General features: G+C 35.8%; 16 protein-coding genes. 4 read left to right on the forward strand and 12 right to left on the reverse strand.

Annotated elements, in window-relative coordinates; genetic code table 11:
- Window positions 1–68 precede the first annotated feature (68 nt).
- From gcvT to PFY09_RS20750, 4 genes are all read right to left on the reverse strand, one after another.
- Window positions 69–1,145, reverse strand: a complete 1,077-nt coding sequence (gene gcvT, locus PFY09_RS20735; RefSeq protein ID WP_271160952.1) for a glycine cleavage system aminomethyltransferase GcvT — start codon at window positions 1,143–1,145, stop codon at window positions 69–71.
- Between the two features lie 15 nt (window positions 1,146–1,160).
- The gene (locus tag PFY09_RS20740; RefSeq protein ID WP_271160953.1) at window positions 1,161–1,637 is read right to left on the reverse strand and encodes a hypothetical protein; all 477 of its coding nucleotides are present in this window, start codon (window positions 1,635–1,637) and stop codon (window positions 1,161–1,163) included.
- Window positions 1,634–2,149 (reverse strand): isopentenyl-diphosphate Delta-isomerase, encoded by a 516-nt coding sequence (gene idi / locus PFY09_RS20745; RefSeq protein ID WP_271160954.1) that lies wholly within the window; start codon window positions 2,147–2,149, stop codon window positions 1,634–1,636. Before idi ends, PFY09_RS20740 begins: the two co-directional genes overlap by 4 nt.
- 179 nt (window positions 2,150–2,328) lie before the next feature.
- Window positions 2,329–2,928, reverse strand: coding sequence for a Pr6Pr family membrane protein (locus PFY09_RS20750; RefSeq protein ID WP_271160955.1), 600 nt, complete (start codon window positions 2,926–2,928; stop codon window positions 2,329–2,331).
- 245 nt (window positions 2,929–3,173) lie between these two features.
- Here PFY09_RS20750 and PFY09_RS20755 point away from each other — a divergent pair, with 245 nt between their 5' ends.
- Window positions 3,174–3,581: an LNS2 domain-containing protein gene (locus PFY09_RS20755; protein WP_076393358.1), complete on the forward strand. Its 408-nt coding sequence runs from the start codon at window positions 3,174–3,176 to the stop codon at window positions 3,579–3,581.
- A gap of 92 nt (window positions 3,582–3,673) precedes the next feature.
- On the forward strand, window positions 3,674–4,633 hold the full coding sequence (locus tag PFY09_RS20760) for a D-2-hydroxyacid dehydrogenase (protein ID WP_271160956.1): 960 nt from the start codon (window positions 3,674–3,676) through the stop codon (window positions 4,631–4,633).
- A 71-nt stretch (window positions 4,634–4,704) separates the two neighbouring features.
- On the opposite strand, the gene mscL is transcribed toward PFY09_RS20760, so the two are convergent.
- Window positions 4,705–5,151 (reverse strand): large conductance mechanosensitive channel protein MscL, encoded by a 447-nt coding sequence (gene mscL / locus PFY09_RS20765; protein ID WP_076393362.1) that lies wholly within the window; start codon window positions 5,149–5,151, stop codon window positions 4,705–4,707.
- A 205-nt stretch (window positions 5,152–5,356) separates the two neighbouring features.
- Between mscL and PFY09_RS20770 the strand changes: the two genes are divergently transcribed.
- The gene (locus PFY09_RS20770; protein ID WP_271160957.1) at window positions 5,357–6,871 is read left to right on the forward strand and encodes an NAD(P)H-hydrate dehydratase; all 1,515 of its coding nucleotides are present in this window, start codon (window positions 5,357–5,359) and stop codon (window positions 6,869–6,871) included.
- Between the two features lie 283 nt (window positions 6,872–7,154).
- On the opposite strand, the gene lgt is transcribed toward PFY09_RS20770, so the two are convergent.
- Together lgt and yidD are read right to left on the reverse strand one after the other, a co-directional pair.
- A complete protein-coding gene (lgt, locus tag PFY09_RS20775; RefSeq protein ID WP_241277886.1) occupies window positions 7,155–7,943 on the reverse strand; it encodes a prolipoprotein diacylglyceryl transferase in 789 nt (262 codons plus the stop codon).
- 513 nt (window positions 7,944–8,456) lie between these two features.
- Window positions 8,457–8,699 (reverse strand): membrane protein insertion efficiency factor YidD, encoded by a 243-nt coding sequence (gene yidD, locus PFY09_RS20780; RefSeq protein WP_076393366.1) that lies wholly within the window; start codon window positions 8,697–8,699, stop codon window positions 8,457–8,459.
- Window positions 8,700–8,888: 189 nt separating this feature from the next.
- Here yidD and PFY09_RS20785 point away from each other — a divergent pair, with 189 nt between their 5' ends.
- A complete protein-coding gene (locus PFY09_RS20785; protein ID WP_076393382.1) occupies window positions 8,889–10,166 on the forward strand; it encodes a replication-associated recombination protein A in 1,278 nt (425 codons plus the stop codon).
- Window positions 10,167–10,315: 149 nt separating this feature from the next.
- Here the strand turns inward: PFY09_RS20785 and PFY09_RS20790 are convergent, their stop codons facing one another.
- The 5 genes from PFY09_RS20790 to PFY09_RS20810 all read right to left on the reverse strand — a co-directional run bounded on the left by PFY09_RS20790 (window position 10,316) and on the right by PFY09_RS20810 (window position 15,637).
- Window positions 10,316–10,759 carry a hypothetical protein gene (locus tag PFY09_RS20790; protein ID WP_108411679.1) on the reverse strand — a complete coding sequence of 148 codons (444 nt, stop codon included), beginning with the start codon at window positions 10,757–10,759 and terminating at the stop codon, window positions 10,316–10,318.
- Between the two features lie 117 nt (window positions 10,760–10,876).
- The gene (locus tag PFY09_RS20795) at window positions 10,877–13,090 is read right to left on the reverse strand and encodes a DUF2339 domain-containing protein (protein ID WP_271160958.1); all 2,214 of its coding nucleotides are present in this window, start codon (window positions 13,088–13,090) and stop codon (window positions 10,877–10,879) included.
- 114 nt (window positions 13,091–13,204) lie between these two features.
- Window positions 13,205–13,939, reverse strand: a complete 735-nt coding sequence (locus tag PFY09_RS20800; RefSeq protein WP_076393388.1) for a hypothetical protein — start codon at window positions 13,937–13,939, stop codon at window positions 13,205–13,207.
- A gap of 326 nt (window positions 13,940–14,265) precedes the next feature.
- On the reverse strand, window positions 14,266–15,114 hold the full coding sequence (gene pheA / locus PFY09_RS20805) for a prephenate dehydratase (RefSeq protein ID WP_271160959.1): 849 nt from the start codon (window positions 15,112–15,114) through the stop codon (window positions 14,266–14,268).
- Window positions 15,115–15,226: 112 nt separating this feature from the next.
- On the reverse strand, window positions 15,227–15,637 hold the full coding sequence (locus PFY09_RS20810; protein ID WP_076393392.1) for an acyl-CoA thioesterase: 411 nt from the start codon (window positions 15,635–15,637) through the stop codon (window positions 15,227–15,229).
- Window positions 15,638–15,775: the final 138 nt, after the last annotated feature.

The following is a 15,775-nucleotide window of genomic DNA, read 5'->3' on the forward strand; positions in this document are numbered from 1 at the left end:
ACAGCTCCAAAAAATAACCGCCTCACAAATTCTGCAAGGCGATTTTATATTCGTTAAAAAACAATCAGTTATACAAAAGGAGCTTTCACCACTTTTGCAGGAATGTTTTTATTTCTTACCTGAATGAAGATTTCAGAACCTAATTTGAAGTGAGGTTTGTCGACATAAGCAAGACCTAAACCTACTTTTTTCATCGGAGACTGCGTTCCGGAAGTTACTTTTCCGATTACGTTTCCATCTGCGTCTACAACAGGGTAGTCGTGTCTTGGAACTCCTTTGTCAGTTAATTCAAAACCTACTAATTTTCTAGTAACACCTTCTTCTTTTTGCTTGGCAAATGTCTCTTTAGACACAAAATCTTTATCAAATTTGGTAATCCATCCCAAACCTGCCTCAATAGGAGAAGTGGTATCATCGATATCGTTTCCGTACAGGCAGAACCCTTTTTCAAGACGAAGTGTATCTCTTGCAGCCAGTCCGCAAGGAACAATTCCTTCTTCTGCACCTGCTTCAATAATAGCATCCCAAAGTTTTTCGGCAGATTCGTTTTTAAAATAAATCTCAAAACCTCCGCTTCCGGTGTAGCCTGTGTTGGAGATGATCACCTCACTTACTCCTGCAACAGAACCTACCATAAAATGATAGTAAGGAATTTCTGAAAGGTTGGTTTCTGTTAGTTTCTGAAGAATTTCAGTCGCTTTCGGTCCCTGAACTGCCAATAAAGACATTTCATCCGAAGCGTTCGTCATTTGAGCTCCGAAAGTATTGTATTTCGAGATATGATCCCAGTCTTTATCAATGTTTGAAGCATTAACAACCACGAAATATTTGTCGTCTTCCATTTTGTAAACGATAAGATCATCTACAATTCCTCCGTTTTCGTTAGGAAGACAAGAGTACTGTGCTTTTCCATTTTCCAGAGCGTCTACATTGTTGGTGGTTACATACTGCAAAAGTTCTTTGGAACCCGCCCCTTCAATGAAAAACTGTCCCATGTGAGACACATCGAACAAACCTGCCTTTTCTCTTACGGCAAAATGTTCTTCAGTAACTCCCGAATATTGTACAGGCATTTCAAAACCTGCGAAAGGTACGATTTTAGCTCCCAAAGAAACGTGTTTATCGTACAATGCTGTTTTCTTCATAGTTAATTTTTATTTCTATTTCTTTATTTTAAAACTGTCGAAAGCCTCGTTGAAAAGCTTCATATAATTTCCGTTCCAGTACTTTTGTGTACAGTTGATGGTCACCAGAAACAAATCTTTGTCTTTCTGAAAAACTTTGGTGATCCAGTGCAGTTTTTCATGGTCATCATCATATTCGTAAAAATATTCTGTGTATCCTTTTTTTCCACTTTTGCTTTTTATTTTCTTCTCGTCATCCGAAGACTTGTAAAGTGCGAGAATAAATTTTTTGGTTTCCGTTTTTGGAAGATTAAGATCGTGATATTCTGAAATCGTAATAGCTCCAATCTCATTGCCCGGAAAAATATTGATGATATCGCTATCGTTGGTTACTTTCCAGCCTTCCGGAATCGTGATGGAATAATTGTCGTTTTCGTACACTTTCGTCGGGACAGACTGTGCGAAAAGTAAAGATCCGGTTACCAATGAGATGATAAGAAGAAACTTTTTCATGAATGTAGATGATGTTTATATTCTTCAAGAATGATTTTAAACCACTCTGTGAAATGGTCTGGACTTTCAGAAATTTCGTTATTGAGATTTTCAAGAGAAATATAGCGTACTTCTTCCACTTCATCTTTATTTAAATAGAATTCGCCTTCGAAAGTTCCTGTAAAAACGTGATCAAGTTCGTGTTCCCAAAGTCCGTTTCCGACATCGGCTTTATAAATGAAATTAAATTTTTCTGAAAGCTCAACATCAATTCCCAATTCTTCCTTTACTCTTCTTTTGGCTCCTTCAAGATATGTTTCTTCACTTCTTGGGTGCGAACAGACTGCATTGGTCCATTTCAGAGGAGAATGATATTTTCCGGAAGCCCTTTTCTGCAGAAGCATTTCGCCGCTGCTGTTGAATAAAAAAACTGAAAAAGCACGATGCAGTAAGCCGTTGATGTGTGCCTGCTGCTTTTCCATCAAGCCAAGAACTTTGTCTTCAGGATTTACTAAAACTACGAATTCTTCCATTTCTACAAATGTAAGTGTAATAAATGTATTTTGGAAATTTTTGGTGAAACATCATATTTTTTGAGATATAAGCCGAAACCGATAAGCCGAAACGCGTGTTTTTTCTGTAAAATCAAGGTTTCTTGCAGGTTTGACGGACATTCAGAAAGAGGGATCTGAAAAATTTTATGCCTTATCAATTAACTTTTGCCTGTCAATTTTCCGATTTTAATAAAGACAAGCGATAAAATGAAGAAGAAAGCAGTAATCCATAAAGAATTGATTAAAACGTTCGTTAAGCCAAAACTTGCCACATCCACAAACGGATAAGGATAAAATCCTGAAAAACTTCCCCGGATTAAAATATATCCTAAATAAAGGACAGGATAGATAGCCCACTTCAAAATAGAGCCGTATTTCAGATTATTCTTATTTTCATACCAATACCAGTAAATCAGAACCAAAAGTGGAATAACAGAATGGAGCAGCTCATCTACCAATTTCTGCATTCCGGAAGGATTCCATGTGGAACGAAGCAAAAACTGATAGATTAATCCTACAATTGAAATGTAAACCGTTATTGCCGTCAAAATCCCTGATTTTTCATTTGAGGATTTTTTGAAAGTCTGTACCGTAAAATAAACAGCGACAATTATATTGGTTAAAATAGTAAAATAGCTGAAAAAGCGGATTGTTGTTTCCCAAAAAGAAAATTCCGAATTCCGGATCATCAGAACATATTGAGTAATGATGGCAAACCATCCCGTAAGTGCGAACAGTAAGGATAAATTTTTTTTCATATTGTTGAGGTGTGTTTCAAATATAAGATAAAAAAGCCATTTTTAAACTGTAAAACAGAGGGATATAAAAGAGAAGTATTTAATTTCATAAAAGAGAAAAATTTTAATTAAAATTGTATAAAAAGCAAATTAATTATTAATATTATTCATTAAATAAATGTTTTTAACGTAAAAATTTAATATAAAGCAAGTTTAACAAGCCTTTTTGGTGCAAAAAATGTAACTTTGCATTTCAAATTTTTATGATGGAATTAGAGTACATAGAACACATTAGTCCGATTCTTAAGGACGGCGTAAAAAACTATTTAATTGATATTGACGGAACCATTACAGAAGACGTTCCGAACGAAGAGCCTGAGAGAATGGTTACCTGTGAGCCTTTCCCGGATGCTCTGGAAACCATCAACAAATGGTATGATGAAGGTCACCAGATTTGTTTTTTCACGTCAAGAACAGAAAATCTTAAGCAAATTACAATCGACTGGCTGGATAAGCACGGATTTAAATATCACAGTGTTTTATGCGGAAAACCAAGAGGCGGAAATTACCACTGGATCGACAATCATCTGGTAAGAGCAACAAGATATAAAGGAAGATTTACAGACTTGGTTGAAAAACAGGTTACGATTGAAGTTTTCAAAGAAGACGAGTAAAAAAATAAGAAAAAAGATTAAACGATTAAATATTATGATAAATAGTTTTTAATCGTATTGATTTTCTCAAATATTAAATCTATAAAAGTTTTATGAAAGTTTTAGCAAACGACGGTTTGGATCAATCCGGTATTGATGCATTGAAAGAAAAAGGTTTTGAAGTAATTACGACAAAAGTTCCGCAGGAACAGTTGGTGGATTACATTAATGAGCACCAGATCCGAACTATTTTGGTACGCAGTGCAACACAGGTGAGAAAAGATATTATCGATAACTGTCCTTCCATCGAAATCATCGGAAGAGGTGGAGTAGGAATGGATAATATTGATGTGGATTATGCAAGAGAAAAAGGAATTCATGTGATCAATACCCCTTCTGCATCTTCAGAATCGGTTGCTGAGCTGGTTTTTGCACACCTGTTTTCAGGAGCAAGATTTTTGCAGGATTCCAACAGAAAAATGCCTTTGGTGGGAGATACTGAGTTTGCCGGTCTTAAAAAAGCGTATGCTGCAGGGATTGAGCTGAAAGGTAAAACCATCGGGATTGTCGGAATGGGAAGAATAGGGCAGGAAGTTGCTAAAATCGCTTTAGGTCTTGGAATGAGAGTAATTGCCGCAGATAATAATGTAGGAAGAGCAAGTATTAAAGTTAAGTTTTACAACAACCAGTTCATTAACGTGGATATTGAAACAGAACCGCTTCAGGATGTTCTGAAACATTCAGATTTTATTACCCTTCACGTTCCGGCTCAGAAAGATGGTTATATGATCGGAAAAAATGAATTTGAAATGATGAAAGACGGAGTAGCCATTGTAAACTGTTCAAGAGGCGGAGTTATTGACGAAGCCGCTTTAATTGAAGCTTTGAATTCAGGAAAAGTGAAGTTTGCAGGTTTGGATGTATTCATTAACGAACCGACTCCTTCAAAAGAAATTTTAAATCACCCGAAAATCTCTATGACGCCGCATACCGGTGCGTCTACGCTGGAAGCACAGGACAGAATCGGGCTTTCTTTGGCAGAGCAGATTTCAAGTATTTTACAGATTCAGTAATTTTTTTGATAAGATATAAAAGCTCCGGCGCAACTTTGTTGCGCCGGAGTCTTGTTTTATAACGAATTTTTTTAATTCTTCTTTTTCAGCTCATCACGGATTTCCGCAAGCAATTGTTCTGTTGCAGTAGGTGCAGCAGGAGCTTCCGGAGCGGCAGCTTCTTCTTTCTTCATTTTGTTGATCGCTTTTACCATAATAAATACAACAAGTGCCAGTAAAAGGAAATTAATGGCAACCGTAATAAAATTGCCATACGCAAAAATAGCGGCGTCGGGTGCAATTTCTTTAGCTTTGGCAAGGGTTGCTCCCGCAGGAATATTTTCAGCACCTTTACCCATTGCATAATAAATACTGCTGAAATCCGGTTTCCCTACAAGTGCAGCAACAATTGGCATAATTAAGTCATCGATAACACTGGTTACAATTTTTCCGAAAGCTCCACCGATGATGACACCGACAGCAAGATCGAAAGCATTACCTTTAATTGCAAACTCTTTAAATTCTTTTACAAATCCCATAATTTATATTTTTTTAAGTATTATTTTAACAAAAGATGGGTTAAATTACAAAAAAAAATATAATTTTCGAGTTTTTATAACTAAATATTAATCAAATATGATAAAATGTGAAAGTTTCTTAATTAAGAGATCCACATAATTCTTTTCAGAGCATTTAAAAATTCTTTTTCGTAAATTGCTTTTAATACAAAATACAATATTAAATATGAAAATTTTTACAGCGGAACAGATTCGCAATGGGGATGAATATACAATAAAAAATGAACCGGTCTCTTCTGTTCAGCTTATGGAAAGAGCTGCGCAGGCTTGTGTTGACTGGATTTTTGAAAATTGTAAAAACCATAGAAACTTTGCGGTTTTTTGCGGTAAAGGAAACAATGGAGGCGATGGTTTTGCCATTGCGAGAATGCTTCATCTGAAAGGTTTTGATGTAGATGTTTTTACCAATACCAAAGCTAAATTTTCTTCGGATGCAGGAAATAATTTCAGGGAACTAAAAGAATTTTCGGGTGTTTTCATCAGAGAATTTAAAGAAGCAAAAGAATATAGGTTTGATAACCGGACAGTTATTATCGATGCCCTTTTCGGAACCGGCTTATCAAAAAACATTGAAGGAGAATTTAAAGAACTGATCGATTTTCTGAACCTGAAAAGTAATCTTAAAATTTCTGTTGATATGCCTTCCGGACTTTTTGCCGATACTGTTTCTGCTGAAAATGCCACTATTTTTAAGGCAGATTATACATTGAGTTTTCAGTTCTGGAAAAAAACTTTTCTTCATCCCGAAACCGGAAAATATGCAGGAAAAGTGAAAGTTTTGGATATTAATATAAATGAAGACTATATTGCTGAAACGAAAACGGAGGACTTTGTGATTCATGAAGATATGATCAAAGATATTTTCAGACCGAGACAAGATTTTTCGCATAAAGGAACCTATGGCAAAGCCATTATTGCAGGTGGAAGCTACGGGAAAATGGGAGCCGCGGTTCTTGCAACGAAATCGGCACTCAGAACCGGAGCAGGACTTACTTTTACGCTGGCTCCGAAATGCGGATATGAAATTTTACAGACTTCGAATCCTGAAGCCATGTTTATCGAAGGCGGAAATGATTTCATAGATCATTTTGAAACGGATGAACATGCAGTCTGCGGAATAGGTCCCGGTTTGGGAACCATTAATGAGACTGCGAAAAGTTTTCTTACCTTCTTAAAAAACTACTCCAAACCTCTGATTTTGGATGCCGATGCATTGAATATCATTTCACAGGATTCAAAAAATGTAAAGATAATTCCGAAAAACTCCATTATAACACCTCATCCAAAAGAGTTTGAAAGGCTGTTCGGCGCCACTGAAAATTCTTTTGAACGATTAAAACTGGCGAAAAATAAAGCTAAAGAATTGGAAATTTATATTGTTTTAAAAGATCATCATACTCAGGTTGTAACGCCTGAAGGAGATGCTTTTTACAATATCACTGGAAATTCAGGACTGGCAAAAGGAGGAAGCGGAGATATCTTAACCGGAATTTTAACCTCTTTTTCAGCGCAGCATTACTCAAAAAAAGAAGCTGCAGTTTTAGGAGTCTGGTTTCACGGCAGAGCGGCAGAATTGGCATCAGAAAAGCATTCTAAAGAATCTGTACTCCCGACGGACATCATTGATGAATTTGGAAGCGTTTTCAAAGAGCTGAATGCAAAAATAGAAAGAGCATTATAATTTTAACATCAAATGTAGATAAAAACAAAGGCAAGTCTGATTACAAACTTGCCTTTTTATATTAGATCTGTTTAAAGTTTTTATTAACCGCAAAAGATGCACTAAACGTTTATTTAAAGTTGGTGATTATAAGTAAGAAGATCACAACAGTTTTTAAAAATCTTTGATTTTTATTCATTTGAGCGCTTTGATTATTCTGGAAATTCGCATTAACATTTTCTTTTGTGCCTTTTGTGGTTAATTCTGAAATTAGTTTAAACAAATTTATTTTTAAATTTTTCGCTTATTCAGGTTTTTCATTTTCAGCCTGAGTAATTTTGAATTTTTTCGAAACGATCATAATAATTACTCCTGCAATCATGAACGGAATAGATAAAACCTGACCGGTGTTTAATCCTCCAAACTGGATGAATTCGTCACCTTGCGGCTCTTTCAGGAATTCTACAAAGAATCTGATTGCCCAAAGAATAATGAAAAACAATCCGAATAACCATCCCTGCTGATATTTTTTGTTGGTTTTTCTGTACAGAATCCACAGTAAGACGAAAAGGCAAACATATCCGAAAGCTTCAAATAGCTGTGAAGGATACCGCGGAACTGTTACACCATATTCACTGCTCTGCTGTGGGAAAAGCAATGCAAAAGGAGAGTTGGGATCAACAGGTTTTCCGATGATTTCAGAGTTGAAAAAATTTCCCATTCTTACAAAAGCACCGCCCAAAGCAACCACAATTCCTAATCTGTCGTACACCCAGAAAGGATTTTTTCTGATGATTTTAAATGAATAATATAGAGTGGTGAAAATTAGCGCGATCGTTGCACCGTGACTCGCCAGTCCTGAAAATCCTGTAAATTTCAAACCGTTTTTAGTACTGATTGGTAAAAATACACTCCAGAAATCTTCTTTGAAAAGTTCAGGCTGATAAAAAATAACGTGCCCCATTCTTGCTCCCAAAATGGTTCCCAGTAAAGTCCATGTGAAAAGCGGTTCTAAATATTTCTGGTTTACATTATCGATTTTAAAGATTCTGTTCATTAAAATATATCCGAAACCGAATGCAAAAATGAACATCAGACTGTAAAAATGAAGTGTAACAGGTCCCAACTGAATTCCCTTTGTGGGATCCCAGATCTTAAAAGGAGTTTCCAGACTGATGTTGTCTGATTCTGTAAGAGGTTTTGCTGTTTTAACAGCGTACTTAAAGGTATTGATGTTTTCCTTCGTTGCCGCCGCATCAATCACTTTAAAATCTTTGTCTAAAAGCTGATAATGAACAAGCTTGTATTTCGCCAGTGTCGCAATGCTGTAATTTACATAAACAGGCTCGAAATTAGACTCATTCAGAATAACAAGCACATTTTCTTTGATAGGTTTGTCGGCAAATTCATTCAGATCCTGAACTTCAGTGGTTGAATAAATTTTTACCGGAACATCCGTAGAGTTTACTTTTAAAGTTCCGTCGGACATTCCGTCCGGATAATTCTGCGCAACAAGACACTGGGTAATGAACGCAAAAATGACGAGATACATTCTGAAAAAAATATTACTCATTGTTATTTTTTTAGTAGTTGTTTATTTTAAATTTTACTTTTTTGGCGGTACAGGATCATATCCGCTTCCTCCCCACGGATGACATCTTGAAATTCTTTTTGCACCCAGCCAGAATCCTTTAAAAATACCATGCACCTGAAGTGCTTTCACCATGTAATGCGAACAGGTAGGCTCATAACGGCAGTTTTTGGGAAGCAGGGGCGAAATAAACCACTGGTAAAATCTGATGAGAATTACCAAAGGAAAAGTGATGATTTTATTGAATGTAAGTTTCAAAACAATGCAAAAATAGGGTAAAAAATTGAAAATTAGTTTAAATTTGTTAGAAGTTTCGGGACGGTAAAAGTCTGTTCGGAGGATTGTTTTTTCATCTTTGCCGAATTTCTGTTCTTTGATCATTATATTAAAAATGATTATTGATCCGGACGATTTGCATTAATATTTTACTTTTTTAAATCTGAAATTTTGAACCAAAATATTCCATTAGCTGAAAAATTAAGACCCAAAACACTGGACGATGTTCTCGGGCAGGAACATTTAACCGGAGAGAAAGGCACGATCCGGAAAATGCTGGAAAACAATTCCCTGAATTCTCTGATTTTCTGGGGACCTCCCGGAACGGGAAAAACCACTCTGGCGGAAATTATTTCTGAAAAGTCGGGAAGGAAATTCTATAAGCTTTCTGCGGTTTCTTCGGGAGTGAAAGATGTAAGAGATGTAATTGAAGACGCCAAAAAGCAGAATCTTTTTTCCGGAAAATCGCCGATTTTGTTTATCGATGAAATTCACCGTTTCAATAAATCGCAGCAGGATTCTCTTCTTCATGCCGTAGAAAAAGGCTGGATTGTTTTGATTGGTGCGACAACCGAAAACCCGAGCTTTGAAGTGGTTTCGGCTTTGCTTTCCAGAAGTCAGGTCTACGTTTTAAAAGCATTAACCTATGAAAAACTGGAAGAACTGATTGATACGGCTTCCGAAAAATTCAATCAGGATGAAAAAACATCGTTCAAAATCATTGAAAAAGAAGCTTTTATCCAATATTCGGGAGGCGATGCAAGAAAGCTGATTAATTCTGTGGAGTTGGTTTTAAATCAATATAAAAATTCCAAGAAAACAGAAATTAAAAATGAAGATGTGCTGGAAGTTTTGCAGGAAACCATGGCGCTTTATGATAAAAACGGAGAACAGCATTATGATATTATTTCGGCTTTCATTAAATCTATGCGCGGAAGCGATCCGAACGGAACCGTCTATTGGCTGGCTCGAATGATCGCGGGGGGAGAAGACATTAAGTTTATTGCAAGAAGGATGTTAATTTTGGCTTCCGAAGATATCGGTCTTGCCAATCCGAATGCTTTGGTGATTGCCAACAACTGTTTTCAGGCAGTGAACGTGATCGGAAATCCGGAAGCACGAATTATCCTGAGTGAGACGGCGGTTTATCTTGCGGTTTCACCAAAAAGCAATTCAACGTACATGGCGATTAATGAAGCATTGGCATTGGTTAAAAGAACAGGAAATCTGCCGGTTCCTTTACATTTAAGAAATGCGCCTACGAAATTGATGAAAGATCTGGATTACGGAAAGGAGTATAAATATGCCCATTCTTACGACGGCAATTTTGTAGATCAGGATTTTCTTCCGGAAGAAATTAAAGATATAAAATTGTACGAACCGGGAAACAACGCCACCGAAAAGAAGATCTACGAAGAATTAAAGAAAAAATGGAACAATAAATACTGAAACTCTTCATTAACTGTAAAAGTTCCAAAAGACAAACATCATAAATAATAAGAATACTTAAAGTTCTCAAAAGAAAAGCTTTAAGCAATATTACTGAAAAAAGGATGCTCAAACGGGCATCCTTTTCATTTAAAATATGATCTGAGAAATTACTTTCTAGAAGTTGTTACCGATACCATTTTCTTACCATTGCTGGTAATAACCTGAGCATTGTTGATGATATCTCCGTACACTAAGGTTTTTGTATTGGTAAATTCGTACCCGTCAATAAGTACTGGTGTATCTGCAGGAAGCCCGAACTGAGCGTTCAGTTCGTTTACAGGCATTCTGTCGATAACGGCCTGATTGCTTTTCAGTTTATATTCTACCAATCCGTTATCCGCCAGATAATCGAATTTTTTAAGATTCTGCGGAAGTTCCGTTGCAGATTTATATGCTTTTGAGCTTTGTACAGAGCCTTTATAATTATTATTATTAAACATATCTACCGTTCCTACAATATCATTTGCCACTGCAAATTTTGTAGCTGTATTCTTCTGAGCAAACAGCGTAGCAGAAGATAATAATAAAAAAGAGTAGAGAATTTTTTTCATAATGTTTCTGGAATAAATGACTATTAAAAACGTGATAAATATAGGTATTTTTTATAAAATGTAAATAAAAATTCATAATATTTTAACAATCGTTTATCAATAAAAGCTTTTATGAAATTATAAATTCTCAGTTTCCGGCTTGTCTTCTTTATTTTCCACTAAATTTTTAATGATTTTTTTGAGTCTCTGAAACAGAAACGAGCTTAGCAATAAAATGATTCCCAGAATGATAAAAGCAATAATCCGCGATACATTATCCATTTCCCAGACATCATACAGATAAAGTTTCAGGATCGTAACGGCAACCAGCGCAAAGCCGATTTTGCTGTATTCTGAAACATTGTTTTTCAGCCCTCTGTAAATAAAAATGCAGGCAAGAACCGCCCATATAATCGGAAGATACAGAAGACCAAAATGCTTGCTTAAAACTTTGATGTCTGATATTTTTTCGGCATTCAGCAAAATATAAATGTCGTACAGTTCGAAGCTTAATGCAGTTACAAAGGCAATAGAAATCAGCCAGTATGATAATTTTAGCCTAAGAAAATGGGAACCGGGTAAAACCTTCAGGATGATGTAAATGAATGGAATCCAATACAGAAGATAAAGCCCGTAAAAACCGAAGGGTACTTTATGCAGCAGAAAATTGGAGACAATTCCCGGACCTGAAATTACCGTATTCAATATAATCAGTACACAAAACAGATAAATAAGATTGGTTTCCGCAGGTTTTGGGATTTCCAGTTTTTTCCTGAACAGTAGAATTGCAAAAATATAATACAGCGTAAAAATCATTCCGACACTGAAGATTACAATCCACGGCTGTGCTGAAATATGATACATGATTTCCAGCAGAATCGCAAAATAGATCACGCTGTAGCTTAATATCGAAAATAAATATTCAAATAAATCATTAATTTTTTCGTCGTGATCGGGATGTTTTCTCAGTAGAAATAAATTAAAAAATGTAGTAACTAAAGTCACGGAGCTTGTAAGAAATACAGGATTGAAAACAATATTCAGGCTTTTTGCATCGATATATTCTGTCCAGGTGATGATTTGTGCAATAATGACCAAAGGAAACAGGACGTAGAAACATTTTCTGAAGATCTGAAGACCGGTTTTCTTCCAGATATACAAAAGGAGCGTTGCTTCGATCGCCCAGACACTCGTAATGAGATGTGTTTTAAACTGCAATGCAACGGCTAATGTTAAAAGACTTACCGTAACTGCGGCAAATACAGAATAATTTATGCCGAAGTTCTTTTGGGAATATTCTCTGAACAGTAAGGCAGAATTTACCAAAGCAAAGCCAATCGGGAAAATAATCACTGGTTCATAGCCAAGCTGATCAAAAATATAAGCGAGTCCGATGATGTTTGTAAAATTAATTAAAACAAGCATCAGAATATCCGATGAAGACATAACTTCTTTCCTGAAGTAATTTTTTAAGGCAAAAAAATAGAAAATAAGGTATCCGGAAATATAAAAATAAATGCTTAAAAGCTGTGTGGCCTCAAAAGTCCAATACAAAAGATAAACATAGGTGAAGATAAATGCAATCCATCCGATACTTTTCCAGTTTTTAAGAAAGGCAACCGCGAGCATCCCCAGATTCAGAACTGTAATGTAGGTAAACAGAAACGGATAATTGCTGTGTCCGGAGCTTACCATCAACGGCGCTAAAAATCCTCCGAATAAAGAGAAAATAATAAGAATTTCACTTTTATAATAATAGGAGAGTGCGATGCAGATTAAAGTAATAAGGCAGGTAACGGAAAAAGCAATATTCTGCGAAAACAAATGATATTCCCTAAAAGCAATGGTTGCAGTAAAGTATAAAACGGCAATTCCGCCTCCGGTAATGATGGAAGCAAATACAGAATAGTTTTTCCTCAAAAAATGACCAAGCGAAATGATAACAGCTCCTAAAAAGAATCCGATTCCCACTCTGGGTGTTTCTCCGATCCAGTTTTTATCAATCGCATATTTTACGAAATAGCCGATTCCTAAAACCAGCGTAAAGATCCCGATAATGGTTAAAGCATTTTGTTTCAGAAATTCGAAAATGATATTCATCCAGTCTTTTCCTTCTTTTTCAGAAGTCTGCTGAATAGTTTCTCTCTCTGCATGAAGAACCGGTTCATCATTCTGTACGGGTAAAGGAATGTTCTGCCATTCTTTTTCCTCCTGTATTTCAGAAACTTTATTGTCATCTAATTTTGAACTCAGTTCCGAAACCTTTTTTTCTAACCTGCTGATTTTGCTGTTCAGATGATTAAAGAGGATCAGAATACATAAAATAAGGAGAATAACGATCGAATAAATCATTTTTGCACTTTTGGTTATCAAATATAACAATAAACTTAATACCATATAATTAATCCGCCATCAACAGATGATATGGCGGATTAATTCTAAAGTAATATTTGAACTATAAAAAAATTAATTTGATACTTTATAAATATAGAATGAGCCTGTGCTTGAACCTAATAATCCTGCATCCAGCACAGAATAATTAGTAAGTCCGAAAGATATTTTGTCTCCGGCTTGAAGAGGATATAAAGAATTGATACTTCCTTCGGAAATGGTGAGACTTACCAGTCCCAGATTCACTCCGCTGAATTCGCGTACGTCGATAATACTGAAAGTTCCTGTTCTGTTTCTTAAAATCGCAATGCTTGGAGGAGTTGTTAATACTCCGGATTGTAATCCTGTTCCGTACCTGAATGTAAAACCAATGGCATAAATACCGGAAGAAGGCGCTGTGTAAGTATTGTCGGAATCCGAGAACAGGGAAGAAGTTCCCGTGGTTCTTTCTGTTGTTAAAAAGTTGACCGGTCTGAAACTGTTAGGTAAAATTCCGGCATTGATCAGAGTGATGCCAGACGATTTTCTAGCCGAGTACACAGAACTGTTTATTCCGTTATTTATTACATAATCTGCAATCATCTGTGGTGATACCTGTGCTACCTGAAAATCTCCACCTGTATTTTGGTTAACCGCCAAAATCTGATATCCCGGAAGGGCAGGAGCGGAAGGTGTTTGTCGGATTTTCATGGTACCATTTACATCCAGATTTGCCTGAGGGTTCGGAGTGTTAATGCCAACCCATCCACTTTGTGCAAAAGCAGAAGCTGACATCATCGCTAAAAGTAAGCTGTAAATTCTAGTTTTCATGCTGCAAAATTTAAATTAGTTAATGGTTTTAGTCTCAGTCAGTTATTTAAAATCATATCAAATATCGTGCAACGAAAACATTAATTTTTATTTTTTTTCAACATTTGATGAAAAATTATAACAAAAATATAGCTGTAATCAAATTATGTTGTTTTATTACAAATTGATTTTTCCGCCTTAAATACTTGAAAAATTCTGTTAATCATTGGGTTATAAATAATATACAGGTAAAAATAGATTATTTTATCTTCAAAACCAAGAAAATAACTAATTAAATCTCTTTTGTATGAAATATATTTCTTTTTTAGTTTTTAACTGTTTGTAATTTAGCTTTTTAAAAAGAATTCCTTATAATTTCCAAGAAAATCTACCTCTACATTCAGCGCTTTCAGCTCTTCCAAAGCATTCTGATAAAGGGCTGAATCCCAGTTTCCGGATACATTAATGTAAAAGAAGTAATTTCCAAGACCTGTTTTCAGTGTTCTGGATTCTATTTTGCTGAGGTTCATTTTTCTCCATGCAAAAACAGATAAAACCTGATGAAGTCCTCCCGCATGATCTTCAGGAAGCGTAATCAGCAGTCCGGATTTTTCTCCTAAAATTTCCAAATCTTTATTATCATAAGCCTCCTGCTTTTTTGAAATAACAATAAATCTCGTATGGTTTTGTTCAAAATCCTGTATGTTCCGGTGAATGATCTTCAGACCATATAAATTTGCAGCAAACTGATTGGCAACTGCAGCGAGGTTTCTGTCCGGATGTTCAGAAACGTGTTTTGCAGCGGCAGCAGTGGAAGAAAATTCCTGTTTCGGGATCTCCTTACATGTTTTATCCAGAAAATGAAAGCTCTGCGCTAAAGCCTGCGGATGAGAATATATTTTTTCGATATTTGTTTCATCACATGTTGGATGAATCATCAGATGATGCGCAATCGGCATTACAGCTTCAGCCTGTATTTTTATATCCGGTGTTTTATACAGGTAATCCAGCGTCATGGAAACCGTTCCTTCTATGGAGTTTTCCAGCGGAACAACGGCTTTATCAACCTCTCCGGTTTCTACAGCGGTAAAACAGTCTAAAATATTGGTTTGTGGTAAAAGTTCTTCATTGGGAAAAAGCTGGGTTGCAGCAAGCTGTGTAAAACTTGCCTGTGGTCCCAAAAATGCAATCTTCATGATGTCTCTGTTATAATTTATTTAAATATAGCGAAATTTATATGGTCCGCTAAAATTGGTATTCTAAAATTAGCCTTATAAACTAATGTTTTGTGTATTCTTTTGGTCTGAATTATTCCTTCCAGTTCTCCTCAATCAGTTTCATGAGATAATCCGGACACTTCACCACTTTGTTGGTTTTGGCATCCAAAAAGAAAAGAGTAGTGGAAGCTTCTGTGATTTTATTATTTTCTTCATTGAAGATTTCATATTCAAATTCAATTCTCACTCCCGGAATTTTTTTTACGTAGGTATGAATTTCTAATTTTTCATCATAAAAAGCAGGTCGCAGATACTTAATTTTATACTCCGAAACAGGCAGCCAAATTCCTTGATTCTCAATCTCATTATACGACATTCCTATGCTTCGGAAAAGCTCCACTCTTCCAATTTCCAGATACTCGGCGTAGTTGCCGTAATAAACGTATTTCATAGGGTCTGTCTCTCCGTAACGTACTCTTAATGAGTGTGTTGTATGTATCATCTTAAGCTTCTTTATATACATACAAATATATTTTTAAATAATCAATATCCACAAAATTTTTTTTTAAGATAAAAAAATTAGACCTTTGTCGTCCTTCCAAAAATTACTAACAACTAAGAATTAATCGGGGCATCAATT

The organism is Chryseobacterium gambrini, from assembly GCF_027920505.1.
Taxonomy (GTDB): Bacteria; Bacteroidota; Bacteroidia; order Flavobacteriales; family Weeksellaceae; genus Chryseobacterium; species Chryseobacterium gambrini.